Origin of the sequence: Vibrio sp. 10N.239.311.G01 (genome assembly GCF_041465805.1) — a bacterium.
Taxonomy (GTDB): domain Bacteria; phylum Pseudomonadota; class Gammaproteobacteria; order Enterobacterales; family Vibrionaceae; genus Vibrio; species Vibrio crassostreae_C.
This window is the reverse complement of record NZ_JBFSRM010000006.1, coordinates 20,422-46,719: the sequence shown is the minus strand read 5'-3', so window position 1 is coordinate 46,719 and position 26,298 is coordinate 20,422. Positions and strand designations below refer to the sequence as shown.

General features: G+C 37.5%; 24 protein-coding genes. 16 read left to right on the top strand and 8 right to left on the bottom strand.

From position 1 onward, the window contains the following. Positions 1-10 precede the first annotated feature (10 nt). Genes AB6D06_RS06555 through AB6D06_RS06515 form a run of 9 tightly spaced genes read left to right on the top strand, consistent with a single transcriptional unit; the run spans position 11 to position 11,228 of the window. Positions 11-787, top strand: a complete 777-nt coding sequence (locus AB6D06_RS06555) for an ABC transporter permease (RefSeq protein WP_372100186.1) — start codon at positions 11-13, stop codon at positions 785-787. Then, positions 784-1,833, top strand: coding sequence for an ABC transporter ATP-binding protein (locus AB6D06_RS06550; RefSeq protein ID WP_017065819.1), 1,050 nt, complete (start codon positions 784-786; stop codon positions 1,831-1,833). Before AB6D06_RS06555 ends, AB6D06_RS06550 begins: the two co-directional genes overlap by 4 nt. After that, positions 1,823-3,781, top strand: a complete 1,959-nt coding sequence (locus AB6D06_RS06545; RefSeq protein ID WP_372110043.1) for an HAD family hydrolase — start codon at positions 1,823-1,825, stop codon at positions 3,779-3,781. The genes AB6D06_RS06550 and AB6D06_RS06545 overlap by 11 nt, the downstream gene beginning before the upstream one ends. Then, complete coding sequence (locus AB6D06_RS06540; protein ID WP_102428029.1) at positions 3,771-5,840, top strand: hypothetical protein; 2,070 nt, start codon at positions 3,771-3,773, stop codon at positions 5,838-5,840. Before AB6D06_RS06545 ends, AB6D06_RS06540 begins: the two co-directional genes overlap by 11 nt. A 7-nt stretch (positions 5,841-5,847) precedes the next feature. Further along, positions 5,848-7,464: a polysialyltransferase family glycosyltransferase gene (locus AB6D06_RS06535; protein ID WP_372101294.1), complete on the top strand. Its 1,617-nt coding sequence runs from the start codon at positions 5,848-5,850 to the stop codon at positions 7,462-7,464. Continuing rightward, positions 7,461-8,108 (top strand): cytidylyltransferase domain-containing protein, encoded by a 648-nt coding sequence (locus AB6D06_RS06530; protein WP_017067580.1) that lies wholly within the window; start codon positions 7,461-7,463, stop codon positions 8,106-8,108. The genes AB6D06_RS06535 and AB6D06_RS06530 overlap by 4 nt, the downstream gene beginning before the upstream one ends. 8 nt (positions 8,109-8,116) lie before the next feature. Beyond that, a complete protein-coding gene (locus AB6D06_RS06525; RefSeq protein ID WP_017067579.1) occupies positions 8,117-8,800 on the top strand; it encodes an inositol monophosphatase family protein in 684 nt (227 codons plus the stop codon). Positions 8,801-8,802: 2 nt separating this feature from the next. Continuing rightward, positions 8,803-10,344: an N-acetylneuraminate synthase family protein gene (locus AB6D06_RS06520; RefSeq protein WP_017067578.1), complete on the top strand. Its 1,542-nt coding sequence runs from the start codon at positions 8,803-8,805 to the stop codon at positions 10,342-10,344. Further along, the gene (locus AB6D06_RS06515) at positions 10,344-11,228 is read left to right on the top strand and encodes a glycosyltransferase (RefSeq protein ID WP_372101297.1); all 885 of its coding nucleotides are present in this window, start codon (positions 10,344-10,346) and stop codon (positions 11,226-11,228) included. Before AB6D06_RS06520 ends, AB6D06_RS06515 begins: the two co-directional genes overlap by 1 nt. A gap of 43 nt (positions 11,229-11,271) precedes the next feature. Here AB6D06_RS06515 and AB6D06_RS06510 read toward each other — a convergent pair whose 3' ends face one another. Both AB6D06_RS06510 and AB6D06_RS06505 read right to left on the bottom strand, forming a co-directional pair. Further along, the gene (locus AB6D06_RS06510; protein ID WP_017067664.1) at positions 11,272-12,015 is read right to left on the bottom strand and encodes a glycosyltransferase family 2 protein; all 744 of its coding nucleotides are present in this window, start codon (positions 12,013-12,015) and stop codon (positions 11,272-11,274) included. 10 nt (positions 12,016-12,025) lie between these two features. Further along, on the bottom strand, positions 12,026-13,888 hold the full coding sequence (locus tag AB6D06_RS06505; RefSeq protein WP_102428026.1) for a nucleoside-diphosphate sugar epimerase/dehydratase: 1,863 nt from the start codon (positions 13,886-13,888) through the stop codon (positions 12,026-12,028). A 181-nt stretch (positions 13,889-14,069) separates the two neighbouring features. On the opposite strand from AB6D06_RS06505, the gene AB6D06_RS06500 reads away from it, so the two are divergent. The 3 genes from AB6D06_RS06500 (at position 14,070) to AB6D06_RS06490 (ending at position 16,912) form a co-directional block, all read left to right on the top strand. Further along, positions 14,070-15,014 (top strand): UDP-glucose 4-epimerase family protein, encoded by a 945-nt coding sequence (locus AB6D06_RS06500; protein WP_372101298.1) that lies wholly within the window; start codon positions 14,070-14,072, stop codon positions 15,012-15,014. Positions 15,015-15,128: 114 nt separating this feature from the next. Next, a complete protein-coding gene (locus AB6D06_RS06495) occupies positions 15,129-15,677 on the top strand; it encodes a sugar transferase (protein WP_029235868.1) in 549 nt (182 codons plus the stop codon). Continuing rightward, positions 15,677-16,912: a hypothetical protein gene (locus AB6D06_RS06490; RefSeq protein WP_372101299.1), complete on the top strand. Its 1,236-nt coding sequence runs from the start codon at positions 15,677-15,679 to the stop codon at positions 16,910-16,912. Before AB6D06_RS06495 ends, AB6D06_RS06490 begins: the two co-directional genes overlap by 1 nt. Here the strand turns inward: AB6D06_RS06490 and AB6D06_RS06485 are convergent. The 3 genes from AB6D06_RS06485 to AB6D06_RS06475 are packed head-to-tail and all read right to left on the bottom strand — an operon-like array spanning position 16,909 to position 19,844. Continuing rightward, positions 16,909-17,622 (bottom strand): class I SAM-dependent methyltransferase, encoded by a 714-nt coding sequence (locus AB6D06_RS06485; protein WP_372110042.1) that lies wholly within the window; start codon positions 17,620-17,622, stop codon positions 16,909-16,911. The two genes, AB6D06_RS06490 and AB6D06_RS06485, sit on opposite strands and share 4 nt — an antisense overlap. 15 nt (positions 17,623-17,637) lie before the next feature. Continuing rightward, complete coding sequence (locus AB6D06_RS06480; RefSeq protein WP_102428025.1) at positions 17,638-18,744, bottom strand: hypothetical protein; 1,107 nt, start codon at positions 18,742-18,744, stop codon at positions 17,638-17,640. After that, positions 18,744-19,844 (bottom strand): sugar transferase, encoded by a 1,101-nt coding sequence (locus tag AB6D06_RS06475; protein ID WP_157939980.1) that lies wholly within the window; start codon positions 19,842-19,844, stop codon positions 18,744-18,746. Before AB6D06_RS06475 ends, AB6D06_RS06480 begins: the two co-directional genes overlap by 1 nt. A gap of 882 nt (positions 19,845-20,726) precedes the next feature. Between AB6D06_RS06475 and gpmM the strand changes: the two genes are divergently transcribed. The 3 genes from gpmM to AB6D06_RS06460 all read left to right on the top strand — a co-directional run bounded on the left by gpmM (position 20,727) and on the right by AB6D06_RS06460 (position 23,362). Beyond that, positions 20,727-22,259 (top strand): 2,3-bisphosphoglycerate-independent phosphoglycerate mutase, encoded by a 1,533-nt coding sequence (gene gpmM / locus AB6D06_RS06470; protein WP_017063155.1) that lies wholly within the window; start codon positions 20,727-20,729, stop codon positions 22,257-22,259. 343 nt (positions 22,260-22,602) lie between these two features. Continuing rightward, on the top strand, positions 22,603-23,049 hold the full coding sequence (locus AB6D06_RS06465; protein ID WP_017093683.1) for an HI0074 family nucleotidyltransferase substrate-binding subunit: 447 nt from the start codon (positions 22,603-22,605) through the stop codon (positions 23,047-23,049). Continuing rightward, positions 23,039-23,362, top strand: a complete 324-nt coding sequence (locus tag AB6D06_RS06460; RefSeq protein ID WP_017067158.1) for a nucleotidyltransferase family protein — start codon at positions 23,039-23,041, stop codon at positions 23,360-23,362. The genes AB6D06_RS06465 and AB6D06_RS06460 overlap by 11 nt, the downstream gene beginning before the upstream one ends. Positions 23,363-23,377: 15 nt before the next feature. Here the strand turns inward: AB6D06_RS06460 and AB6D06_RS06455 are convergent, their stop codons facing one another. The 3 genes from AB6D06_RS06455 to AB6D06_RS06445 all read right to left on the bottom strand — a co-directional run bounded on the left by AB6D06_RS06455 (position 23,378) and on the right by AB6D06_RS06445 (position 25,651). After that, positions 23,378-23,503, bottom strand: coding sequence for a hypothetical protein (locus tag AB6D06_RS06455; RefSeq protein ID WP_260302023.1), 126 nt, complete (start codon positions 23,501-23,503; stop codon positions 23,378-23,380). A gap of 171 nt (positions 23,504-23,674) precedes the next feature. Next, a complete protein-coding gene (locus AB6D06_RS06450) occupies positions 23,675-24,160 on the bottom strand; it encodes a methylated-DNA--[protein]-cysteine S-methyltransferase (protein ID WP_017063159.1) in 486 nt (161 codons plus the stop codon). Between the two features lie 141 nt (positions 24,161-24,301). Continuing rightward, positions 24,302-25,651, bottom strand: a complete 1,350-nt coding sequence (locus AB6D06_RS06445) for an MATE family efflux transporter (RefSeq protein WP_065584506.1) — start codon at positions 25,649-25,651, stop codon at positions 24,302-24,304. A 218-nt stretch (positions 25,652-25,869) separates the two neighbouring features. Here AB6D06_RS06445 and AB6D06_RS06440 point away from each other — a divergent pair, with 218 nt between their 5' ends. After that, positions 25,870-26,160: a co-chaperone GroES gene (locus tag AB6D06_RS06440; protein ID WP_010433998.1), complete on the top strand. Its 291-nt coding sequence runs from the start codon at positions 25,870-25,872 to the stop codon at positions 26,158-26,160. Positions 26,161-26,298: the final 138 nt, after the last annotated feature.

The following is a 26,298-nucleotide window of genomic DNA, read 5'->3' as shown; positions in this document are numbered from 1 at the left end:
AGACTGTTATATGAATCAGTATAAAATATTGAGAATAACTGAATTGATATGGACGAAGGCTACATTGAACCTCAGGTCAGAAGCGTCTGTAAACTACCTTAGCTATGTCTGGTGGTTAGTGGAGCCACTACTTCACATGCTAGTATATTATTTAGTATTTTCATTTTTTTTAAATCATGGTACAGACGATTATGTTCCATTCTTACTCAGTGGTTTAATTCCTTGGCTTTGGTTTTCTAAAAGCATATCTCACGCGATGAATAGCATAGTTCAAGGGCGGAATCTTATGAATCAGCTCTATATACCTAAGGTTTTCTTTCCGCTGACATGTTTGATACAAGACTTTATAAAGCAAATTATAGTATTTTTTATCCTACTAGTTTTTCTTATTCTATATGGATATGAACCTAGTACTCTCTGGTGGTATTTTTTAGTTATAGTAATAATTCAGGCTGTTTTCACATTTGCCGCTGGTATGATTTCTGCCATTTTAGTGCCATTTATTCGTGATTTTTCTATTATCATTCCTACATTTTTGCAATTCTTGATGTTTGCTTCTGGTATTTTTTTTGAAACGAATAATATGTCTGAACAAACGAAAAGTATATTTTTCTTAAATCCGTTGGCTGTAATAATTGATTGCTATCGAGACGTATTAATTAGAGGTGATATACCAAACTTTTCGAATGTTTTATACGTTAGTGTTTTAGCAATCTCAATGCTACTTGTTGCACTTTTCCTATATAAGAAACTAGAGTATAGAGTCCCAAGGGTGGTGTTGGAATGATTGATTCTAAAGATTTAGCTATTTCCTTGAAGAATGTAAATGTTACTTATCAAGAAAGAAAGGGGTTAAAAAGAATAGATAGCCACTCGGCTTTGAAAGATGTCTCATTCGATATCTTTAAAGGTGAGAAACTTGGTGTCATAGGTCGAAATGGCGCAGGGAAATCAACATTGTTGAGACTTTTGACAGGTATTATCAAACCAGATGCTGGAGAGGTGGTACATAATGTTGAAAGTGTATCTTTAATGGCCTTGTCCGCTGGTTTTGATAATAACCTTTCGGGTCGACAAAACGCAATTATATCTGGAATGTTGCTTGGCTACCGAAAAAAAGAAATATTGATGAAACTTGAAGATATTAAAATATTCTCTGAGTTAGACTCTTTTTTTGATAAACCAGTTAAAACTTATTCTTCCGGTATGCGGGCTAGACTAGGTTTTTCCATTGCTATGTATACTTCGCCAGATGTACTTCTGATTGATGAGGTATTAGCTGTTGGTGATGTAGACTTTAGGAATAAAGCAGAGTCTGCACTTAAAGATAAATTAGATTCAAATATTACAGTCGTCTTGGTTAGTCATTCGCAAGTACAAGTGTCAAAATTAGCCGATAGGGTCATCTGGATAGAAAACGGTGTGGTAAGGGAACAAGGTCTACCTAAAGAGGTGTTTCCTCTCTATAACATGAGTTTTTTATTTGATAAGTTGAACCTAAAAATATCTAATTTTGTGCTGGATGAAGATTATATATTTATATTTGAAAACTTGCGTCTTGAAAATGGTATTGTGTTTTTTGATTGTGCTTTCATTGATAAAAGATCCTATAATAGGGATGCACTAGTTGTTGATACACTAGGTTCAACAAGGCTGAATGGGCCGACTGAAACTGTGAGCTACGGCAATAAATTTCCTCAATTCAAGCAAGCTCAAAAATGTCGTTTCTGCGGTGGGAAATTCAATATAGGTGAGCCTAATAACATTTATGTCTTTACTGGAGAGGAAAAAAGAAAAGTGTTAACAATTACGTTGGAATATTATGAAAGATAATAACTTAGAATGTTATAAGAACCTAGTTGATAAAGTTGACATTGTTTCTTTTGATATATTTGATACTGCTATCTTTCGGGACGTAATTAATCCAGTAGATATATTTAAAATTATCGAACAGTTCAAAGGGTTAGATGGGTTCTATAATAGACGCATATTGGCAGAAAAAAATGCAAGAAAAAGCAGTTCTGAAGAAGATGTCTCAATAGAAGAAATATATCGTTTTCTTCCTTATGAATCTGATCTGGAAAAAAGAACCGAATTGGATTTTTGTTCCCAGAACAGTGTAATCTTCGAAGTGTATAAATATGCCCTTAAAAAAGGGAAAAAAATATTCTTTATTTCAGATATGTATCTTGACGAAGAAACCATAAGTAACATGCTGCATAAATGCGGTTATACAACATATGATCAGCTACATATATCGGGTGTTTTAAAGAAAAGTAAAGCTACAGGTAGTCTGTATGATTATGTCAGGTCTATTAATCAGCTTTCTCCCCAAAAATGGCTTCATATAGGTGATAACCTGATATCTGACATTAGCAATGCAAAAAGCAAGGGGTTACTTACTCTTCATTATGTAGCAGTTAGAGAAAAATATAAAAACCTGATATCTACAGTATCTTCAGTTGAGAAATCAATAATAAGAGCAATTCAGATAAATTACTTAGAAAACAATCAGCAGATAAGCTATTGGAATAAATTCTCAGTACTTAATGTTAGTCATATGATGTATTTATTTACATCTTGGATTGTTGATAATGTGAAGGATAATAATTACAAGAATATTCACTTCCTATCTAGAGATGGCTATATACCTTTTGAGATATATGAAATAATTCAAAGCTGTTATAACGAACTACCTAAGCCTAACTATCTTTATGCTTCTAGAAGTGTTTTTCAGTACAGTGAATTACTCCAATATAATAAAGATGATTGTGTCGATTTTATGACAGCAATTAATCCTGCATTAGGCTACTACATTACACCTAGACAAGTATTCTCTAGATATAATTTGGACATGGACAAGGTCTTGTCGGTGTGTTTAGGGTTGGGCTTAGATATTGATGAAGAGATACAGACAAAGCAAAGGCAATTGCTTTTAAAAAAGGCAGTAGTTGAACTTTTTGATCAGATTAAAGCGACCAACTCAAGAAATGACTCAGAATTGAGGGAGTATCTCAAACAGTCTGGCGTTGCTAATGGTACAAATATAGACTGTTTGGTTGATGTTGGTTGGCGAGGTTCGATACACAAATCGATCGAGAAAATAAAAGCTGTAGAAATGGATGGCTTTTATTTTGGAACGATTCCACAAGTGTATTCTGAGATTAAAAGTCGCACATTTGGTTATGCCTTTAATTTAGGTTTGCCAGGCAGCACTTATGAAGAGATCAATCGCAACATTATGATGTTCGAGTTCATCTTCTCTGCTCCTCATGGGAGCTTGGTAGGGTTTAAAAAAGATGCGAATAATGAAGGTGCAATCACCCCTATCTTAGAAGAGTCGTGCCAACAAAGTGATAATCTAAAGGTCAAAAAAGAAATACGGAACGGTGTTATTGATATTGCTAATGAGCTAGTTAAGTATCACAACTATATTAAAAGTTGCTCAATTAAAGAGTCGACTAAAGAATATTTAAACTTTATTGATAATCAGGAAGTTGGGGATCTTATTGCTTTTTCTAAAGTAAATGAATCGCTCGGTGTGTCATTTTCTGAACAAGGGAGTCCGTTTGTATCATGTTACAATCAGGAAGAATTTAATGAAAACTATAAATCATTGATTAAAAATTCAATGCGCAATTTATGGAAGGGGGCTATATTAATTGATGAAGGAAAAGGTAGGAAAAACCTAAAGGCAAGAGTCTATACCTATATGTTAAAAAACCACAATGGCGTCAAGCCAAAGTTAATTAGAATAATGAAGAAAATAAATGAATCTTAAAAATATTAAACAACGGCTGTATAAAGAGCTAGTTTCAAAAAATAAATATATCGAGAACGATTTTCTTTCTGCTGTTGGAGATACTAAAAATAGATTGACTCTACAAGTTGTTTTTTTTGTGCTTGTATTAAATGTCAAGTATCGCTTACTTCGAAAGAAAAACAACCTTTCCTACTTGTTGGGGTTAAACACACCCAGATTGAATGTTGCTTGTCTTAGAGGGCCTGAATCTAACCTGAGTCGTCGTTCAAAATCACAACACTTCGCAAAAAAACTGTTGGACTACGATGTTGTCTCATTCGATATATTTGACACTTTAGTTACTCGCCCGATTAGTGAACCAAGTGATATGTTTATTTTTATGGAAAATGAACTAAATATACAAGGTTTCAGCAAGAAAAGAGTAGAAGTTGAACAAAGCCTACGTTCAATAAAATATGAAAATTCTGGTGGGGCAAGTAGAGAAATAAAATTAATTGAAATTTATAATGAACTAAGCAATAAAGTAGGTATCGATGCAACATATGGTATGGAGTTAGAGCTAAAATTTGAGTTGGAGTTTTGTTCTACGAACCAATATATGTTGGAGGTTTTAGAAATATTGAAAGCAAATAATAAGCCTTGTATTGCGATATCAGATATGTTTTTTCCAAAGGAATATATCGAAAAAATCTTGTCAAAAAACGGTTTATTAGATTATTTCGACCGAGTTTATATCTCATGTGAGTATGAAAAAAGTAAACGAGACATGGGGCTATATGAAGTTGCAGATGCTGATTTTGTCCAAGGAAGAAAAACTGCTCATATTGGTGATCACTACTTGACCGACTTTACTCATGCAAAAGACTTTGGTTGGGACTCATACCACTATCGAAACATCCATTCATATGGTAAAAAACATCGTGCTAATTTTATGTCAAACATGATATCTACAGCTTATGCTGGTATTGTTGACCAAAAGTTGCATACAACACACGAGGTGTTTTCACCCCATTATGAGTTCGGTTATATCTACGGCGGACTATTTTTATATGGATACTGCAACCATATTGATAAGTTTTCTAAGGATAATGGGATCGATAAGATATTATTTTTATCGAGAGATGGTGATGTATTGATAAAAGCATACCAAAAATATTTTGGTTCTATACCTTCGGAGTACTGTCTTTGGTCAAGAAACCCATCAAGGATAATAGCATCTTTCCAGAATCGCTCTGATTATTTGAAGCAATATATTCATGATAAAGTTCACGAAGGGTTTACTCTTGCAGATGTATTGGAAAGTATGCAGCTTTCAGACTTTGCCGAGAAGTTAGACGACTATTCGTTCAACTCCAAATCTATCCTCAATTTAGATAATGCGCTACAATTTGAAAACTTCATTATTGATCATTGGGAAGATATTTTATCTTCTTATGAAAAATATAAATCAGGAACTGAAAAGTACCTAAGACAAGTTATCGGCGACTCGAAACATATATTGGTTGTTGATATCGGATGGCATGGTTCCAGTCCTATAAGCCTTAAAACAATAATTGAAGATATCTATTCAATAGACTGTAAAGTTACAGGGATGCTAGCAGCTACTGCGAATAAAAATAGAGACTATTTAACTCCAATGTTAATGTCAGGTAAGGTCAATACTTATTTATTTTCACCAATAGATAATCGAGAGTTAATGATTAGGCATTCAAAAGTGCGATTGTCTAATGTAATGATGGAGTTGTTTCTTACTGCGAATCATCCAAGTGTACGCGCGATAACGGTAGATAAAGATGATGAGTTAGAGTTTGAGTTCGATATTCCTGAAGTTGAGAACTATCCAATAATTAAGGACGTTCAAGCGGGGATGCTTGATTTTTGTTCTGACTATGATTCAAAATTTAAGGAATACCCTTATATGAAAAACATTCCGGGAAGAGATGCTTACGGACCTATCTACCATATTATAAAGAACAACACATATATTAAAAAGTATTTTAGTGACTATAAATATAATCGTTTGGTCGGAAATATGAAGCAAGAAAACATGAAGCGCCTTGGCGATATTTTAGGTTGAATTTAATATGATATATTACTATGCACTAAGCTCTTATCAGGTTTTGGGTTGTATTTCTCATAAACTAAAATATCATTATGATGATCAAGCTGTTATTTTGGTTTCGAAAGTTAACTATTATCATGATTCTATATGCTATAACTTAGAAAAAACGGGCATCTTTAAAGAGGTTCATGCTGTAGATGATAATTTAGCTAAGTCTTATTTGAATAGAACTATTACACCTGATGAAGCAGATTATGATAATCTAAAATCTAGCTTATCAAGTTTTCGGACTAATGCTCCGAGTATTTATCCAATCGAATTCGCTACTGGACATAAATATTATACTTACCTTGATCATTGGCCTCTTGGTATTTTACTCAAGCTTAATGATATTCCATATAGTTTTCTTGAAGATGGCGCTGGAATGTTTTTTAGGTACGATAGAGCGCTTGATATGCTCAAGTCCACGGATGATTATATATATAGATTGACAATAAAGTTAGGGTTAATAGGGCGAAACCCTTTGGTTGAGAATATTTATTTGGATACGAACTCGCAGCCGAATAATAAAAATAATGAAGATGAGTACAAGAATCTTGTTGACTTTAATTTGGAGAAAGTACTTGATGAACTGTCTCTTGTTGATGTTGAACTTATTCTCTCCGTCTTCGGTGCTCATAAGCAAGAGGTGGATGAAGGGGAAACATCAACCTTGTTCCTAACCCAGAACTTTGTCAATCTGAATTTATTGTCAATGGAAGAACAGAAAAATTTATTTACCTTACTAGTGGACTATTTTTCTGATGGGAACCAACTATATATAAAACCTCATCCATTCGACTTTCACCCCAATTATGATGATTGGTTCGATAATGCAATAGTCATCGATAAGAAAGTACCGTCGGAATTGCTTAGGTTTATAATTCCGAAGAATTTTGACCAAGGGTTAACTGCTTCCTCAACAGGTATTCATGCTTTATCAAACATAATAGGAAAGAGTTTAGTTTTTGATGATGACATTCATATAGCATATACCGGAATGCATAGGTTGTTTGTTACTTTATCCATGCTTAAGTTTATTTCAGCTGATAAAGTTGTTTTTGTTAATAACAAATGTAAGCAAATCCTTAACTTTAATCAATATTTCGGTCTTGATATCGACATTTGTGAAAGCATCGATTCAGTGGACGCCTCTTATCGTGGTAGTCTAGTTTTGGAATCTGTTGAAGATGCATCAGAATATTTCACACAAATAGAAAGACTTAAGTATGTGGACAACATATTCATACTTAATTCTGAAAAGAGTGATATGACATTTTTACCGAATGTAGACAGTACTGACTTCTACTTATATCATCAGGTTATACAAGCTGCTAAGCAAAAAAATGATGGTTCAATAACTATTTCAGAAGAGGATGTTTTTGTAATGTCTCGTAATAAAAAATCAAATGAAGAACTTCTCAAGTTCGAGCTAGAGAAATATTTTTCTAATAGTAACGAGCAAATAAGAGTTTCGTATAATATTGATGATCAATATCTTTCTAAGAGATTTAATCGAGCGTTAGTCCGCTCACTAGAGGCCAGAATATTAGAACAGGAAAAACTAATTTCTAAGTTAAAAAATAAGGAAATCATATGAGCAAGGTCGTTGCATTTGTACCAGTCAAGTTAAATAATCAACGTTTCCAAGGGAAAAACATAAAAAAGCTAGATAACGGTAAGCCATTAATTAGCTATATTTTAGAAACTTTAACAAAGTCAGCCTGCTTAGATGAAATTTATGTTTATTGTAGTAGTGAAGAGATTATAGAGTATTTACCTGAAGGAGTTCATTTTCTAAAAAGATCGGAATCTCTTGATCAAGATACAACGTTAATTAATGACGTTATGAGCTCTTTTTCGAGAGACGTTGACTCTGATATTTATGTACTTGCGCATGCTACGGCTCCGTTTATAAAGCGTGAATCTATTGAAAAAGCTGTTAACGCAGTTGCTACTGGAGAGTTTGACTCTGCTTTAACTGTAGAAGAAAAAAATGAGTTTCTTTGGTTGGATAACAGAGGACCTTCAAATTATGACAAAAAAACAATCCCTAGAACTCAAGATCTAGAAGCGTTTTATATTGAAACAACTGGATTGTATGTATATAAAAAAGAAGTTGTACAAGCGGAACGAAGAATTGGTGACCGACCGACTTTGATTCCAGTCGATAAGATTGAATCTATAGATATAAATGAGGAAATAGATTTCATAATCGCAAACGCAATATCAAAAGTTCTCTAAGGCTTACTATGAAATTATTGATTAATATTATTAAAGATAACTTGGGCACAATTTTGAGTTTGAGACAACTCAAGGAAATGAAAGACGATGGGAGCTTCGTATCTAAGGGTGATTTGCTTGTTGAAAGTTTGGTTAATGACTTTGTGACTGAACACTATCCAGGACATACTCTAATATCTGAAGAAATGCATTGCTCTGGAGCTTACGAAGAATTTGAATGGAATGAGAATGGTTCTTATGTTGTTTTAGACCCAATTGATGGGACTGAAAACTTTGTCAGTGGTTTAAAAGAATGGGGCGTGGGTATTTCAGTCTTTACTGATGGCGAACATGTTGAATCTTTGATCTATCTTCCAGAGCTTGACGACTATGCTTTGTCGGGTGAAAAGCAAATTCAATATGAATCAAGAATTGTTGGTTTGTCTTCCTCGCTGACTAAGTCTGACCTCGTTAACTTGGAAGAGGGCTTTGAGTATAGGATCATAGGGTGTTCTATGTACAATACTCTTAACGCTGTCCGAGGGGCTTACAAACGTTTTGAAAATGTAAAAGGCGTTAACTGCTGGGATATTTTACCTGGCTTGAACCTAGCATTAGAGAATAACAAAAAAGTACTTGTCGACGGGAAACCATACCAAGGTCAACTACTGTTTCCGACGCAAAAGTATAAGATAGTGATAGAGAGTGATTAATTATGTTATTACTTGACCCCGTATTTAGTAGTTTTGAAAAATCTGGCAAGACTAAAATTGCAGTTATAGGAAAAGGTTCATCTTTAGACTCTATCGAGTTAGATAAACTAGCTGAATTCTTTGTTATAAATATTAACGACTCAGAAACTATCTACCCTGGAGATATTGGTATCTACCATTATAAATGGGTTGAGGAATTTTTATCAGAACAAGGGGGGAAGTGTCCACTATATGTGACTTCTTTACCTGCTGATAATACTAATAGTCTAAAAGTTGAGCACCTATATGAAGGCCCTGAACATCTTGCTCCAATACAAGAGCGGTTTTTTGATGCGGACTTTTACTTAGAAGATGCTACTATTATTTCTGCTCTGAAATTGTGTAATCTAATTTCAGATTATACCAGAACCAAAATCCCTGTTTATTTGCTTGGGTTTGATTTCACTCTGACTTCCGGATATTCTAAATATACAGAAGGTCGTATAGCTTTTGGTGAAGATAACTTTATAGAAAGTTTGTTAAATAATCAGAAGGCTTATCTAGAACTTATTTTAGAGGCGAAGAAGCATCTATCCATAGAAATAGTACACATTGGCTACTGTTCTTTTAGTTCTTCAACCCCAGAATTGTTTAACAAGAAAAACTTCTCTAAAGGTATGTTAAATGTTCGCGATACCTCAGAATATAAAGTACCAGATAGAGAATTTAATGTTCAAGTGATTGCAGAGATTACTACAAACCATTTCGGCGATTTAGACTTATTAAAGAAAATGATTATTTCTGCGTCGGAATCTGGTGCTGATTGTATAAAATTGCAAAAACGTAATGTATCTACATTTTATTCACCAGAAGAACTTGCTAAGCCTTATTCATCCCCATTTGGAGACACGTTTGGGGATTACAGAAGGGGCTTAGAACTCGACGCTGATGCTTTTATGAAAGTTGATCAATGGTGTAAAGAATACGGTATAAAATGGTTTGTATCTGTCTTAGATATTGAGTCATATCATTTCATGAAGCAATTCAACCCTTACATGTTGAAACTTCCTTCAACAATTTCTGAGCACAAAGATTTATTAGAACTGGTTGCTAAAGAGTACAAAGGAGCTGTCGTTATTTCTACTGGAATGACAGATACTGCATACGAAGAGTATATTCTGAATCAGTTTTCTAATTGTAAGGAATTGTACTTATTACAATGCGTCTCTTCTTACCCTACTGCTAATGAAGATGCAAATGTTGGTGTTGTTAGGCATTATAGTGAACTTGCTTCTACCTATACCAATGTTCTTCCTGGCTACTCAAGTCATGATATTGGCTCACTCTGCTGCCAATTAGCTGTAGCTGCAGGTGCCGTAATGGTTGAAAAGCATGTTAAGTATGGCAATACCCCATGGGCTCACTTTGACAATGTGGCTATTGATATGCTAACTGATAATTTTAAGAGTTTTGTCAGTGACATTAGGTTAGCTGAGGTATGTACGGGCTCTAATAAAAAGTCAGTTCTTGAAAGTGAACACCACAAGTATAAGATATCCAAATAATGAAAATTGGTGTAATTATATGTATTTACAAGCCTCATTATTCTATGCTCGAGGAGCAAGTGCGAAGTATAAGCAATCAGCGTAAAAAAGTTGATACTATTTATTTTTTCGATGATTCGCCAGAAGAAGCATTTGAGTCAAATTGTAAATTTATATCTGAGTTGTTCACTGATCCTCAGGCACCATCTTTCGAGGCCCATCAAGGGCCTCGAAAGGGAGTTATTGAGAACTTTCTTTCGGCACTCAATTATGTGAAAGAAGATGTAATATTTTTCAGTGATCAAGATGATACATGGTTACCTAATAAAGTTGAGCTATTTGCTAAAGAGTTTGAACATACCAAAGAAGCAAAGTTAGTATTCTCTGATGCTAAGGTAGTGAGTGAAGACTTAACAAATTTATCTGATAGTTTTATTCAGTATCTAGATTTACCTCACCTTGTTATTGAAGATGATACAATATTAGTTAAAAATTGCGTCCAAGGCGCAAGTATGGCGATTAATTCAACTTTGGCCGATATTGTTTTGGAATCTAGCTCATATGTTGATAATAAAAATATTCCGATGCATGATTGGTGGATAGCGGTTTTAGCAAGGTTTTTTGGCGAATATACTTATATCAATGAGCCTACATTACTATATAGACAACATGAGAATAACTTGGTTGGGGCTAATAGACGAACACTTAAAGATAGATTTAGGTTGGATTACTTAATTGTTTTATATAAAGTTTTATATCAAACATATAAAGTGAATGAAATATATTACTCAAGTAGCGATAAAGTTCACCTTAGAAGGTTGAAAATCAGAGGTGTTAGCTTTGTTAAAATTATAATAATCAAAACAGTTTCATTCTTTTCTTATTTAAATTCACGGTTAGGTTGAATTGATAATGTAAAATATGTGACTGATGTATGAAGTTAACTTTTTATTGAAAAAAATAAGTTATAGTACTCTTGATGTAGTATAAAAATGTTTTCGAAAATAAATTTCGGTTTGAATGTCGTGCTAAATGCAACCCTTTAAATTGAGGGTAGTAAATTATATTTATATTAGCTTCTTTTGCTCTTCTGCAAATGTCAACATCTTCAAAGTACATAAAGTATTTCTCATCAAAGCCTTGTAACTGCTTGAAAGTTTTGTACTGGAATAATAGAAAGGAACCGGCCGCCCAGTCTATTTTTATTGGTGATGTAATTTCACTTTTGTCATAATAATCTGTCCGTTTTATTCCTAAAATACTTTTAATAGGATTTGCTAGTGATGGAAATTTCCGAATTGAGTTATCGAATTCAGTCATTTGTCTATTTTTAAATAAGTTTATCGTTGAAATAGGGACTGCATTTTTAGTGACTTGATTAAGAAGTTCATTGATAACGGTGCTTATGATTTCCACATCTGGGTTAAGTACTAAAAAATGGTCATTTTCTTTCATCCCTAGCTCTTGCTCTGCATAATGAAATGTTTCATTGTTATTTTCAGCAAACCCTTTTGTATCAACTCCTTGTATTAAAATAATATTTGAGTCAAGGCAGTATTCTTTTAAAACCTCAGTTGCAGTAGTGTTTGATTTGATAATGACTGTATGTTCTTTAGCAAAGCTTTTAAGAGTTGAGCTTGAACAGATCATGTTATCGTGCATATGATTTACAACTGATATATATAATGCCATTTAAAAGCCTCTATTTTGGTTTATACCCGGTTGGTGAGTCGAGCAAAATTTTCATTATACATTCTTCATCGAAGTTATGGCAGCATGCATCTAGTCGGCTTAGGAGAGGGTGCATTTCGTTCCAATTTAACATTTGTTCTTTTGCTGTCATAATCTTTTTATGCCCACTCCCTTCAACGTTGTCCCCTATCAGCAACTCTTCATAGAGTTTTTCTCCAGGACGTAATCCAGTGAACTTTATACTAATGTCACCTTCTTGGGAGGCTCCTTCAATGTTTTCTTGCATGCCCATCAAATGAATCATACGTTTTGCCAAGTCTAGAATCTTAACCGGTTCGCCCATATCAAGAACAAAGACTTGTCCGTTGTGGCCCATTGCACCAGCTTGGATAACAAGCTGAGCGGCTTCAGGAATTAGCATAAAGTAGCGAATGATATCTGGGTGAGTTACGGTTACCGGACCACCACACTTAATTTGCTTTTTAAACAGTGGAACAACGGATCCTGAAGATCCTAAAACATTGCCAAAGCGTACCATTGTGAAATTGGTGGTGTCTTGCTTATCTGCCAACGCTTGAAGAACCAACTCAGCCATACGCTTGGTCGCGCCCATTACGTTAGTTGGTCTTACTGCTTTATCTGTTGAGATGAGAGTAAAGTTCTTTACACCTGTTTGGATTGCAGCTTCAGCGCAAGCAAGTGTCCCAAACACATTGTTGCGAACACCTTCAACAATATTATCTTCAACTAAAGGGACATGTTTATAAGCTGCAGCATGGTAAACCGTTTCAATTCCGTGAGCTATCATCAGTTTTTCTAAGCGGTTTTGTCTCTGAACGGAGCCTAGAGCTGCGACTATTCGAGTCTCGCTTTTTAAGTTGATTTTAGTCGAATTTAGTTCTTGATCGATTTTGTAAAGGTTGTATTCATTTAGCTCAAACAAAACGAGTGTTTTGGGTTTTTGTGACATGATTTGGCGACATAACTCAGAGCCGATAGATCCTCCGGCGCCAGTAACCATCACATTCTTATTAAAAATGTTTTGTGCTAGAAGTGCCTTGTCAGGGTCCACTGCAGCTCTTCCGAGTAGATCTGCAACGTCTAAGTCTTTTACGTCAGTTGCTGTAGCTTTTCCTGCCGCAATATCTTCTACTGATGGAACGGATTGCACTGCGATTGGCCAATGTGACAATTTTTCAACCAATCTCAAACGCTCCCCTTTATTAATCCCATTAATTGCTAAAAGTAGTTTTACGGGTTGATAAAGTGATTGGAGGTGTTCAAATTCACTTGGGTGATGGACTTTAAGTCCAAATAATATTTGACCTGATTTTGTTGGATCATCATCAAGTAATACGACTGGATTGTATTCGTCTCCCTGAATCAGAGCATACGTTAAGTCACGACCAGTCGCTCCTGCGCCATAAATAAAGACATTGGGTTTCTGGCGTTTAAACCAGTGATAATAAATTGAACGGATGAGTATTCTGGGGCCACCTAACGTCAGGGTTGCTAAACCAGCATATATAAACGGAACACTTCTAGGTATGAATGAGTGGAAAAAAAAGCCACTCATTATTAAAGCGAGGGTTGAAATTATAACGCCAAAGAAAATGTTGCCCACGGCTGGTAGCATCATATAACGCAAGACCGCTCGGTACATTCCTAATTTAACAAAACTATAAATTGTGATTGATACCGTCGCAAATAGTGTAATTAGTTCTTCAATTTCGACTTCAAAAAAGGCATTTCCAAGCCTTAAGGCGATAGCTAGATAGAGGGAGATAATGATAGCGAAAATATCATAGCCAATACTGATAAAACGCTTATTTTTGCGCTTGGCATTTAATAGTTGCTGTAGTGGCCTGATCATTGCGTCCCTTAGTATGCGACTGAGTATATCAAATTTAATATTTATAGTTTTTTAGAAGGTATTTTAATGCTCTTAAGTGCGGTACGCTAGTTTAAATTGATGGTTATGCGGTACTCTATTGTTTTATTGCTATGCTTGCTCGTTATTTGCTCGTCATTTGTTCGGTTGAGGTCGCTTTGTTATGAATATCCTAGTCACAGGTAGCACTGGTTTTGTAGGTTCTAGAATTGTTGAGTTAGCTAGAGAGCGTGACTGGGCAGTCATTCCGGTTGTGCGTAAGCAAATAGAGCCACTAACTAATAGCTTGGTTATCCCTTCCATTGATGCTTCTACCGATTGGTCTAGTGCATTTGAAGGTGTGGATTGTGTTGTTCATTGTGCTGCTCGAGTGCATCAAATGAATGAGAGTGCGCAAGGTGCTTTAACTGCCTATCGAGATATCAACACCCTTGGCACTTTGAACCTAGCGAAGCAAGCCGCTGAAGCGGGCGTTAAAAGGTTTGTATTTGTCAGCTCTATTAAAGTTAACGGTGAATTTAGTGAGCCAAATTTACCCTTTGAGCCGAATTTAAAGAATACTCCGCAAGACCCTTATGGCTTGAGCAAGTATGAAGCTGAAGTTGAGCTGGCTAAGCTTTCAAAAGATACAGGGCTAGAAGTGGTTATCATCAGGCCTCCATTAGTTTATGGGCCTGGCGTCAAAGCAAATTTCTTATCTATGATGCGTTTGATTGATAAAGGCATTCCGTTACCGTTTGGTGCTATAAAGAACCAGAGAAGCTTGGTTTATTTGGATAATTTGTCCGATTTGATACTAACTTGTTGCGAGCACCCTTCAGCTCCGGGCTATACCTTCTTAGCTTCTGATGATCAGGATGTATCGACAACTCAATTGATGCAAACCATCGCTCATACTATGGGGAAATCACCGCGATTAATTCCAATCCCAATGTCTTGGATACAAGCTGGATCGTCAGCTTTAAAAAAGAAGCACATAGCTCAAAGGATCTGTGGCAACCTCCAGGTTGAGATAGGTTTGACGAAAGAGACCTTGGGATGGAAACCCCCTGTAAGTTTTGAGCAAGGGATCAAAAGAACCGTAGAAGCTTACTTGAAGTCGCATTGATGCGTTTTTAGGTAGTTTATGGCTTTCTTATCCATAAATTCTTCAGGTATCCTTTATTGATTAGTGGTGCTTATAGTGCCCCCACGTTTTCAATCCGAATTTGATAGGACACATATTTTGATTCGTTTGTTAGATTTTACTTTTGCTTTCTTTGGCCTGTTGTTTCTATGGCCAGTATTTCTCGTGATTTGTATCCTTGGTTACTTTGATACGGGGTCGCCTGTCTTTTTTCAAACACGAGTAGGGCGCAACAAAAAACCATTCACTTTAGTAAAATTTCGCACCATGCCAGTGGAAACAAAATCTGTTGCGACTCATCTAGTTGGAGCGAGTTCTGTGACTAAGCTCGGTGGATTCCTGCGTAAGACCAAGCTTGATGAGCTGCCTCAGCTGTACAACGTACTTAAAGGTGAAATGAGCTTAGTCGGTCCAAGGCCATGTTTGTTCAACCAAAAAGAACTGATCGATGAGAGGGAGTCAAGAGGGGTTCTCTCTGTTAGGCCTGGTGTAACGGGTTTAGCTCAAATTAATGATATCGATATGTCGACACCTAAGTTGCTGGCGGAGTGGGATAAAAAGATGATTCAAAAGTTATCAGTAAAACTCTATTTTCTTTATATTATACAGACAGTTTCAGGCAAGGGTTCTGGAGATAGGGTGTAGTGAGGAATAGCCTAGGTAAGTCGAGCGGATTAATTAAGCAGGGGGTTCAACTTGGTTCTCTTAAGGTTACAGGGGCAATCGGGGCTTTACTAGTTAACTTATTACTGGTTCGCTTATATCAACCAGAGATTATTGGGCAATATTTTATTTCTCTCGGTATTCTTGTTTTTGTATCACAATTGGCTACATTGGGAGGGGGGCGATTACTCGTAAAGAATATTGCCGCCAGTTATGACCTAAAAGAAAAATACTGCGCTATTTCTGCTGCTTTTTTGCTTTCCTTATTGGGTGCATTGATCTGTTTTGGATTGTATTTTGGGGTGTTAGTTAGGTTGCTTGACTTAACTGTTGAACTAGGTTTATTTGAAATATACGCAATGTCATTGTTTTTTTTAACGATGACTATATTTCAAGGTCATAATAAAGCTCCTTTGGGGGCGTTTTTTCAATTTGTTTTACAACCTTTTATATTTGTTGTTTTAGTTCTGAGTGTACCTAAATATTCTCTTATTAAATTGTATTCTTTTAGTGTCTTTTTGACGCTAGTTATTGCGCTAGGTTATTTGATTAAAATGGGTGATATAGGGTTTAGTCGAATATCAGTTGCTGAGTTAAATAAGACATTCAAAAGCACATTGCCATACCTGTCGATTATGGTTCTTGGTCTTGCGGTTACACATCTGGTGCTGCCTTTATCTTCATTTTGGTTAGATGATAAGAGTATTGCAGTGATGGGAGTTACTGCTCGTTTAATGAATGTTTTGTTCTTTGTAGTTGTTGGAGCAAGAATATTACTTTTACCTCGTTTTACTCAAGCGGTGAGTCTTAAAGATTCAAAAGCAGTATTGAAGTTGGGTTATGTGGGGGCATTCTTTCCTGTCGTTACCATGCTGTTTGGTGTAATGATTATATTTGTTTCCAGTGAAGATATTATGAGGATGTTTGGGGAGGAGTATGTATCTTTTCATGAATTATTGATTTATAGCTCACTATTGCTGATTCCTGCAGCTTTTTTGGGGTGGACTGAAAGCTTTTTAATAGCCCAAAATAAATTAGGCTATATTACTATTTCAACAATTATGTCAGCACTAGTCGTTTTTGTTTTACTCGCTGTGTTAACTATTAACTATGGAGTATGGGGGGCTGTGTTAACCTCGATTGGAGGAAAAACTATTTATACTTTATTCACGGCTTACTTTTCATGTAATTTTCAAAGGAGCGTACAGAAAAGTTAATTCTTATATTGAGCAATTAAAACAATATCACCGCTGTGTGTGAATAGTTTTGACTTTACTATTGACCATAAGGTTCCCAATACTCGGTGTTTTTTACCTGATTTTATTCTTCTATCTTGATCAAAATATAGTGCTTTTACTTCAAAGTTCAATCCTTTGATAAGCTTTACAAAGGTGATTGGTGTAAAAGTGTAATAGTGGTCATTACTGACTTTTTCTCTTTGTAGTAATAGAGCGGGGAGCGCATGTTTTATATTGTATGCATTTGGTACCGCAAAAATAACTTGTTTGGTTTTTACAGTGTTCATTACTTTGTTTATGAAGCCCGTTAAATCAATCATATGCTCTAAAACATGAGACAAAACGACATAATCATACTCTTCCTCTAGATACTTACTTCGACCGTTGAATATGTCGCAATGATCAACATGGTATCCTTTTTCTTGCAGTAATTTAACGCCCTTTTCATTGATATCAAGTCCTGCCGTATAGCTGGCTTTCTGGGAAATATTGTGGAATTGATGTTCTCCTTGTTCTATGTACTTTTGCATAGAGAGCATATCAATCATATCTACACAGCCAACCACTAAAACTCGCTTATCTTCACATAGTTCCGGGATTGAGTGTCGTCGGATATCTAGTACCGCCACTTTTTTAAATGAAAGTTGAGCATTATCCCCAACTTTAGTGGATGTAGTTATTATGTTCACTATTGTTTCCTTTTATTAGTTAGGAGGTTGTAATTCTTGAAGTAAATGTTGGTGATAAAGGACAACATCACTGGCTTTCCAGTCTTGATAAAAACAGTTTCCATAAAGGGTTACTGGTTTTTCAAGGAGTAAAGAATGTAACCCTCCAGTGGAGTTTATTGTATATATATGCTCACTTTGAAGAACGCTTTCAAGTAAAGCTCCTTGGTTGCAAATGAGGATGCCTTCTTGTTTACAAAAATGGATTTGTTCCTGTATTACGCAAAGTTGTTTTTCTCCAGGGTGAAGCCGAACGATAAGGGGGAGTCCTTTTGATTCTGAGTCTTGGCGTGCTTTTTTAATTGAGTCAATGGCATTTGTATTAGATTGAAATAGAGTTTGTGAATCTTGTGCTACTTGACCTATGAATAAATTGAAGTTACTTGGGCGTTGTAAGCTCTTATGGCTATGAATTACCTTTCTAACTCGATAGATCTCTATTGCTGTTTTTAATTGCTGCAAGGGCGATGAATGAGGTGCTGTTGTTTTTAGGCAATAAAAGCCTATCAGGTTCACAAACTGTTCTAGAGCTTTGCTTAATATTGATGAGTCAACGTGTGGTGGACGAAAAGTTAGTAATCGTTTTTTTAGCAGTTCTATTTCTCTAGGCATCACAGTACGAGTTCTTCGTAATTCTTCTATTTTATGATGATGATCTGCATCCGCATTTACCCCTGTATAACTTGACTGGTATTTATTCGGGAAATTAGCTATTTCAAAGTAACGAATATTATGATGTGTAGTCTTTATTTCTAAAGCGACGTATTGAAACCCTGAGAATACCCATAGTTCATCATTTGGTTCTACTAATTTTTTAAAGTTACTTCGGTTAATACCATATTGATATTCTCTTTGTCCCTTAATCTCTTCAATGCTTGACTGCACTGTGTTTTTCTTAACTTTACTTTGTCTAAGTAAAATATGGCTGCCAGGATACTTTTTTGTTTTTGCTAGCGTATAGGTATAGATGTTCGAATGAAGTACATAAGAGGGTGTAGTATTTTCATTCTTAAGGACTCGTTGGAAAAATTCAAGTCGAGTGGCATTGTCAATGAGTATATGTACTACTTTTTTTTGCTTCATTACGCAGACCCATCAGTTGTTAGTAAGGTCCTAACCGTTTTTATTGCGATAGTTAAATCTAACTCGAAGCTGTAGTGCTTAATATAATAGAGATCATAACCTAGCTTTGTCTGCGTTGATTCTGAATTGTCGGTATATCCTTGATTTATCTGTGCCCAGCCGGTGACTCCTGGCTTTACCGTGTGGCGATAGTTGTAAAATGGGATTTTCTGTTTGTAGGACTTAACAAATTCAGGTTGCTCAGGTCGAGGGCCAATTAGGGACATATCTCCCTTTAATACATTATAAAACTGCGGTATTTCATCCAATCTAAATTTTCTTAACCAAGCACCAATAAAATGAATTCGATGTTTTTCTTGAGTAGCAAATTGTGTACTTTTGATTGATGCTAAATTGTACATGGTTCTGAATTTATACAGAGTAAATGTTGTGCCATTTTTGCCAACTCGAGTTTGGGTGTATATTACTTTTCCTGGATCTTGTATATAAAGTAGAGCTGAAATAATAGAGCATAAAATAAGAGTTATAGGCAAAAATAGTAAGATAAGAGTTGCTTCTAGTACCGACTTTATTTTTAAGTATCTAGAGTTTGGGATGAGAGATTGTAAGGTGGTTTCGGATAAATGAGTAGTTGATACTTGTTTATTTAATCGCTCAGTAATCACTTCTGAATGATAAACGGGTATTTGAGCAAGAGCACAATCTGCAAGGAATTGAGCTGTATCTCTTGAGTGTATTTCATGGAGATTAGTAACCAGTCCATCGGAGTTTTTTTTGATTTGATGTAGTGATATGTCTTTTTGATACTGATATACGGTAATGTTTTTATAACGTGAGTCAACATTATCTACTGACCCAGCAAGAGAATATAGTGTAATTTTTTGTTTTTTATGTAAACGATAATAGATGAGAATCCAAATAAAGGTTAAGGCAGCCCCTATAAGCAAAGCAGGACGAGAGTAATCTATTCGGATGAGTGTAATAAATAGAGCTGAAACGCCATAACTACTTATCAGTGTAATAATGAACTCATGCTGTTTATTTGAAAATAGTCTATTTTTTGATGGAAGAGTATAAGTAGTTAATAAAAATACAAACATAACCAAAACCATAGAATTAAGAACAGTGTTTGGTAAATGAGAGTATGTGAATAGACACCAACTTGTTATGATTAATTGAATGCTAAGAAGTGCCAATGAATGTTGGATCGTATAAAGCTTCATAGTAATTCGTATATTGTATTTCCTGTGGTGGAGTGTATCAAAATTTTAGGTTAGCAGCGAGGTTATAAGGTGCAGGTTTTTCCTAAATTTAGGGAGCTTAATCTCAATTTTCGACCTGTTTTACTCAGCTTTCATTCCAAGATCTAGATTAATGACCAAACTTAGTAAATCCTGGGTCACTGACGTTTGGATTGGTGAAGGAGCATGCTAACAATGACAACAACACAACCATTGCGGATCTAGTTTGACTCATGCGAACTAGCTCATTAACCAAGCGTGCATTGTTACTAGTTCCGATAATGGAGGCCAGCATTCTGGGAATTGGTTATCATCGGGAGCTAGGTGTTAGTTGTCAGAATTTATATGCTTCAAACTAGCATTGGTAAAAAGGGTGCTTCGATCATAAGTATTCTCTTTTAGATAGCGTTGTATGAAGAGTTAGAACCTTACGTGCTGATGCGTGAATTTAAGAAGCAACAACACTCAAGTTTGTTAGACTTATCCGATAAACAAAGCTTTAAGCAAGCTGGCCTGATGGATTAGCGATCACCGAATACTTAGCCTCTGCGGAATTATTTATAAAAACTTTAATTTGGAAATAAAGCATTGGTCACCATCAAATGACGCTTTTTTTCATATTCGATCATCCTACCTGCGCCCTTTCTTGATCTTCCGCTACAGTTTTGACTGTAAACTGTAGTAAAATTACGCTAATTTGTTTTTATACCGATTTATTTTGAATTGAACGAGGTCAGTCCTATGTCAGCTAAGAAGCCAATGGCTCTAGTGATCCTTGACGGTTACGGTTACCGTGAAGACAACCAAGACAACGCTATCGCGAACGCTAAGACTCCAGTTTTAGACGGTCTTATTGCTAACCAACCTAACACGCTAATCTCGGCTTCTGGCTTAGATGTAGGCCTACCTGATGGCCAAATGGGTAACTCTGAAGTGGGTCACACCAACATTGGTGCGGGTCGCGTGGTATACCAAGATCTTACTCGTATCACTAAGTCAATTTCAGACGGCGAATTCGGCCAAACTGAAACGCTAGTGAACGCTATCGATAAAGCGGTGAAAGCTGAGAAAGCGGTTCACATCATGGGCCTTATGTCTCCAGGTGGCGTTCACTCTCATGAAGATCACATCTACGCAGCTGTTGAAATGGCAGCAGAGCGTGGCGCAGAGAAAATCTACCTGCATGCATTCCTAGACGGCCGTGATACGCCGCCACGCAGCGCAGAAAACACACTAGCACGCTTCCAAGAACTGTTCGCTAAGCTAGGTAAAGGCCGTGTGGCTTCGCTTATTGGTCGTTACTACGCAATGGACCGTGATAACAACTGGGATCGCGTTCAAGAATCTTACGACCTGCTGACTCAAGCAAAAGCAGAGTTCACATTCGACACTGCAGTAGCTGGCCTAGAAGCGGCTTACGCTCGTGACGAAAACGATGAGTTCGTTAAAGCGACGGAAATCAAAGCAGAAGGCGAAGAGTCTGCCGCTATCGTTGATGGCGATGCGGTAATCTTCATGAACTACCGTGCTGACCGTGCTCGTGAAATTACACGTGCATTCGTTCCTGATTTCGACGGTTTTGCTCGTAACGTATTCCCAGCGATCGATTTCGTAATGCTGACTCAATACGCGGCAGACATTCCACTTCTATGTGCATTCCCACCGGCTTCTCTAGAGAACACTTACGGTGAATGGCTATCGAAGGAAGGTAAAACACAGCTACGTATCTCTGAAACAGAGAAATACGCGCACGTGACGTTCTTCTTCAACGGTGGTAAAGAAGACGAGTTTGAAGGCGAAGAGCGCCAGCTTGTTGCTTCTCCAAAAGTAGCAACGTACGACCTACAGCCAGAAATGAGCGCACCAGAGCTAACTGAAAAGCTAGTTGCAGCAATCAAAGGCGGCAAATACGACGCGATCGTTTGTAACTTCCCTAACTGTGACATGGTTGGCCACACTGGCGTTTACGATGCAGCAGTTAAAGCCGTAGAGTCGCTAGACGAATGTCTTGGTAAAGTGGTTGAAGCAATCAAAGAAGCTGACGGCCAACTGCTTATCACCGCAGACCACGGTAACGCAGAAATGATGGTTAACCCAGAAACGGGTGGCATCCACACTGCACATACTAACTTACCAGTGCCGCTTATCTACGTAGGTAACAAAGACGTTGAGTTCAAAGAGGGCGGTAAACTGTCTGACTTAGCACCAACGATGCTTTCTTTATCTGGTATCGCAATCCCGGCAGAAATGTCAGGTGATGTGATCGTTAAGTAATTAAATAGTTGTTTGGCTCAGCGGTTCACGTTGAGCTTTAACGATTTTGAAAGCCCGCACTTAAAAGTGCGGGCTTTTTTATAGATGTGAGATACGAGTAAGCGAGATGAGAAGAGCTTAAGAACGGATGCGTGATGTGAGATACGGGTAAACGAGTAGCGAAGAGCTTAAGGACAGGTATTGGGTAAGAAAAACATGCAGGGGAGAACATAAGGGCACGACCTTAAACAAAAGACGAAAAGAACAGTCTTGATGAATATCGAAAGAGTGACATTTCTTGAATGATTAGGTAGCTTAAGGCTCATACTATACTTGTCTTTTACCTTATATTTAGGCTGTTTATATGAACTCAAACCCAGACCGTTGGAAGCAACGACTGCAAAACTTAATGAAAGCGCAGCAAAGGCTTGAGAGAGCGTGCTCACAAGATAGCTACAATGAGTTAGAGCTCGCTGGGTTAGTACAAACTTTTGAATTTTCTTTCGAACTGACATGGAAGACCCTTAAAGACTTACTTGAGTTTGAAGGGTTTGATGTGGCTTCGCCGAGGAGCGTTTTTCGTACGGCCTTAGAGGCTAAGCACCTGTCTTCGGAGCAGTGTGAGATTATGCTTGAAGCACTCATAAAACGAAATTTATTGTCCCACACCTATGATGAGGAAAATGTCCTTGAAGCTCAGTCACTGATCTTAGAGTCATTTTCACCAGTGATAGGGCAAGTCACACTCTATTTAAAGCTTAAATGTGATCAAGAGGGTCAATGCGAACAAGAGGTTAAATGTGATCGATAGTTATTTGGTTAAACCAGACTCGGTCGGCCTTAAGCCTCATCAGTATCAGTTGATTGAGGATATTGTTTTGAGTCATGCCGCAGTCATTCATGCCTGGGTATTCGGTTCTAGAGCCCTTGGAACTTATAAAGATAACTCCGACATCGATATTGTTATCGAGGGGCATGGGATTTCGTTAAGTGTCGTCGCAGGCTTGCAAGATCGTTTAGAACAATCGTCACTTCCGTTCAAGGTTGACTTGCTCGTTAAACATAGAATTACATCGAATGAGCTACTTGCCCATATTGACACTTATGGGATTAAACTAAAGTAACCGAACGTATTATTATCAGCGTAACGGTGATGTTGATTCTTGAACCGATTGTTTACGTTTTGCCAGTTTATCTCGAATCTGAGTACCTGAATTGACTCGGTCATGTTTTTTATCATCAATAGAAAACGATAATAGTTTCATTGGCGCTATAGCTCCATCTCTACGCTTTCGATCTTCATAAGATTCAATCGTATCAGTGGACATTACCATCACCTCTTTGTATGAAATTTTAAATATAGACTATATGTTGTCTGGTGATAATGGCGCTTCTTGATGGCGAAATTTTATATTATTGATCTAGTGAGATAAGGTTTACTTCTTTTTATTTAAGATCGAACGCTCAAAATCTAACAACCACTCTTTGCGATTCATACCGCCGGTGTAGCCGGTTAATGTTCCATTCGCGCCGATGACTCTATGGCAAGGCACAACAATACTAAATGGGTTCTTGCCGTTCGCACCACCCACTGCTCTTACGGCTTTTGGGTTATCCATTATTTTCGCTTGCTCACCGTAACTGATGGTTTCGCCATAAGGAATGGTTGTTAAAGCTTGCCAAGCTACTTTTTGAAAGTCAGTGCCTTTTATCGCTCTTAATGGCAAATCGAATTCTATTCGATGACCTGCGAAGTACTCATCTAACTGTTTCGCTGCCAGTTGGCAAAGGTCATCTGGATTGCTAATCATTAGCTCTTCGTGATTTACATGGTCAATTTCAATAAGCGACACACCATTGCTAACAATGATCATCTTGCCAATTGGTGCGTCATAGAACATTTTGTAAGTGGTGTCTTCCATGTCATCTTCCTTTTTTTAGTCTTTTTCTGCTCTCAAGCTCTTCGAATCTCGTAACTGCTCTTAAGCTCTTAAATCTTTTCGCATCCCGGTTACTCGCATCTCGTATCTGCTCTTATATCTTTTCGCATCCCGTATCTGCTCTTATATCTTTTCGTATCCCGCATCTGCTTTACCCCTTACACGAAGCGCAAACAAGTACCCTGAAATACCGCCGACAATGTTCCCCAAGGCTAAGCCTATAAACAGCCCTTCGACACCATCAATTTGGCTGCCTATCCAAGCGAATGGCAAGGTAAAGACAAACAAACGCATGAAGCTCCATTGAAAGGCTTTGAGTGGTTGATGCATGGCATTCATCCCACTGATCAGCATCATCACAATGCCTTGGAATCCATAGCTAAAGGGCACGACTAACAGGTAATGCCACAATATGCCTCGGACGGATTCTTCTTGAGAGAACAGGGCAGCCAAAGGAATGCTCAACGGCACCATCATTAAGAAAATCAAACCTTGGAACATCACAGCAAAACGCATACTCAGAAACAGTGCCTTAAAACTGCGTTGTGGGTTGTTTGCGCCAAAGTTCTGCGCCATGAAAGGCGTAAGCGCCGAAGTAAGAGACATCAACACAATGATAAGAATGGACTCGATACGTTGCGCTGCGCCATACGCCGCCACGGCTTCAGTCCCTTGTTTGGCCAGCATCATCATGATGATAGCGCCGGCAAGTGGGTTCAGAGCGTTAGACAAAGCCGCTGGGGTGCCTATTTTTAAGATCTGTCGCCAGTCACTGACGATGTTTGTCAGCTTAGGCGGCGCAAGCAGTTTTTCTCGCACCATCAATACGTAGAGTGAGCCACACAAAGCACCAAACCAACTGAAACCACTGGCAATCGCAGCGCCTTGAATCCCCAGTTCAGGAAAAGGCCCATACCCGAAGATAAGTAGCGGATCTAAAACGCCATTGATAAGGCCAGCCAGTAGCATAATCTTGGCGGGTGTTTTAGTATCGCCGCTGGCACGAATGGCGCTGTTGCCTGCCATGGGGATGACCAAAAATGGGATCGCGAGATACCACACCGACATGTATTCCGATATCAGCGGCAACAACTCTTGCTTTGCTCCTAGCAGGGTAAACATAGGTTCTAAGGCGATAATACCTAATGTAGACGCGCAGCCGACCAGAAGCAGAGCCAGCAATAAGCCATGACAGGTAAAGCGTGCTGCATTTTGTGCACTGCCTTGGCCAAGCAATCGACCGATACATGTCGATAAGCCAATACCAATCCCCATGGTGATGCAGTTGATGGCAAAGGTGACTGGAAAGGTAAAACTCACCGCGGCTAAGGCTTGGGTGCCAAGCAATGAGATGAAGAAAGTATCGACGAGGTTAAACATCAAGATCGCCACCATACCGAATATGGTCGGTATGGTCATGGTACGCAATGTACTCTCAATAGGGGCAGTTAATAGCCCGTGCTTATCTTGCATGCAAAACGCCGATAGAAACCAAAAGCGTAGGATAAACAGATGCGGGATACGAGTAAACGAAAAGCAGGGAAAGATGAGGGGTGAGAATCTGCACTTTAGCTCACAATTTTTTCGTTCCCCCCTTGGGATCTTTCACATCGCCCCCAACATATTGTTTGACCCACGCTAATCGTGGCAACTATCAAAATTTAAATGGAAATTATCAGGAGATAAGACCGATGAATATCCGTCCTCTACATGACCGAGTTATCGTTGAGCGCCAAGAAGTTGAATCTAAATCTGCTGGTGGCATCGTTCTAACTGGTTCTGCCGCAGAAAAATCGACTCGCGGTATCATTCTAGCTGTCGGCAAAGGCCGCATTCTAGAAAACGGTTCAGTGCAACCGTTGGACGTAAAAGTTGGCGATACCGTTATCTTTGCTGAAGGTTACGGCACGAAAACTGAAAAAATCGACGGCAAAGAAGTTCTGATTATGTCTGAAAACGACATCATGGCGATCGTCGAGTAATCTATTTTTCATTTAACTCTCAGTAAAAGTTATCAGAGCCAGTATTGGATGATTCATATCGTCATTCCAGAAATGAGGAACGAATTATCTGGAATCTAAACAGAGTGCGATTTGAGTAGATTCTGAATCACGTTCGTC

What these genes read in the sequence shown, in the direction of transcription:
- AB6D06_RS06530 (WP_017067580.1), top strand. Translation starts at nt 7,461, where the DNA reads ATGAGCAAGGTCGTTGCATTTGTACCAGTCAAGTTAAATAATCAACGT.
- AB6D06_RS06475 (WP_157939980.1), bottom strand. Translation starts at nt 19,844, where the DNA reads ATGTTTGTATTTTTATTAACTACTTATACTCTTCCATCAAAAAATAGA.
- AB6D06_RS06500 (WP_372101298.1), top strand. Translation starts at nt 14,070, where the DNA reads ATGAATATCCTAGTCACAGGTAGCACTGGTTTTGTAGGTTCTAGAATT.
- AB6D06_RS06450 (WP_017063159.1), bottom strand. Translation starts at nt 24,160, where the DNA reads ATGGAAGACACCACTTACAAAATGTTCTATGACGCACCAATTGGCAAG.
- AB6D06_RS06510 (WP_017067664.1), bottom strand. Translation starts at nt 12,015, where the DNA reads ATGGCATTATATATATCAGTTGTAAATCATATGCACGATAACATGATC.
- AB6D06_RS06545 (WP_372110043.1), top strand. Translation starts at nt 1,823, where the DNA reads ATGAAAGATAATAACTTAGAATGTTATAAGAACCTAGTTGATAAAGTT.
- AB6D06_RS06440 (WP_010433998.1), top strand. Translation starts at nt 25,870, where the DNA reads ATGAATATCCGTCCTCTACATGACCGAGTTATCGTTGAGCGCCAAGAA.
- AB6D06_RS06555 (WP_372100186.1), top strand. Translation starts at nt 11, where the DNA reads ATGAATCAGTATAAAATATTGAGAATAACTGAATTGATATGGACGAAG.
- AB6D06_RS06455 (WP_260302023.1), bottom strand. Translation starts at nt 23,503, where the DNA reads ATGAAACTATTATCGTTTTCTATTGATGATAAAAAACATGACCGAGTC.
- AB6D06_RS06505 (WP_102428026.1), bottom strand. Translation starts at nt 13,888, where the DNA reads ATGATCAGGCCACTACAGCAACTATTAAATGCCAAGCGCAAAAATAAG.
- AB6D06_RS06550 (WP_017065819.1), top strand. Translation starts at nt 784, where the DNA reads ATGATTGATTCTAAAGATTTAGCTATTTCCTTGAAGAATGTAAATGTT.
- gpmM (WP_017063155.1), top strand. Translation starts at nt 20,727, where the DNA reads ATGTCAGCTAAGAAGCCAATGGCTCTAGTGATCCTTGACGGTTACGGT.
- AB6D06_RS06480 (WP_102428025.1), bottom strand. Translation starts at nt 18,744, where the DNA reads ATGAAGCAAAAAAAAGTAGTACATATACTCATTGACAATGCCACTCGA.
- AB6D06_RS06525 (WP_017067579.1), top strand. Translation starts at nt 8,117, where the DNA reads ATGAAATTATTGATTAATATTATTAAAGATAACTTGGGCACAATTTTG.
- AB6D06_RS06540 (WP_102428029.1), top strand. Translation starts at nt 3,771, where the DNA reads ATGAATCTTAAAAATATTAAACAACGGCTGTATAAAGAGCTAGTTTCA.
- AB6D06_RS06520 (WP_017067578.1), top strand. Translation starts at nt 8,803, where the DNA reads ATGTTATTACTTGACCCCGTATTTAGTAGTTTTGAAAAATCTGGCAAG.
- AB6D06_RS06515 (WP_372101297.1), top strand. Translation starts at nt 10,344, where the DNA reads ATGAAAATTGGTGTAATTATATGTATTTACAAGCCTCATTATTCTATG.
- AB6D06_RS06445 (WP_065584506.1), bottom strand. Translation starts at nt 25,651, where the DNA reads ATGCAAGATAAGCACGGGCTATTAACTGCCCCTATTGAGAGTACATTG.
- AB6D06_RS06465 (WP_017093683.1), top strand. Translation starts at nt 22,603, where the DNA reads ATGAACTCAAACCCAGACCGTTGGAAGCAACGACTGCAAAACTTAATG.
- AB6D06_RS06535 (WP_372101294.1), top strand. Translation starts at nt 5,848, where the DNA reads ATGATATATTACTATGCACTAAGCTCTTATCAGGTTTTGGGTTGTATT.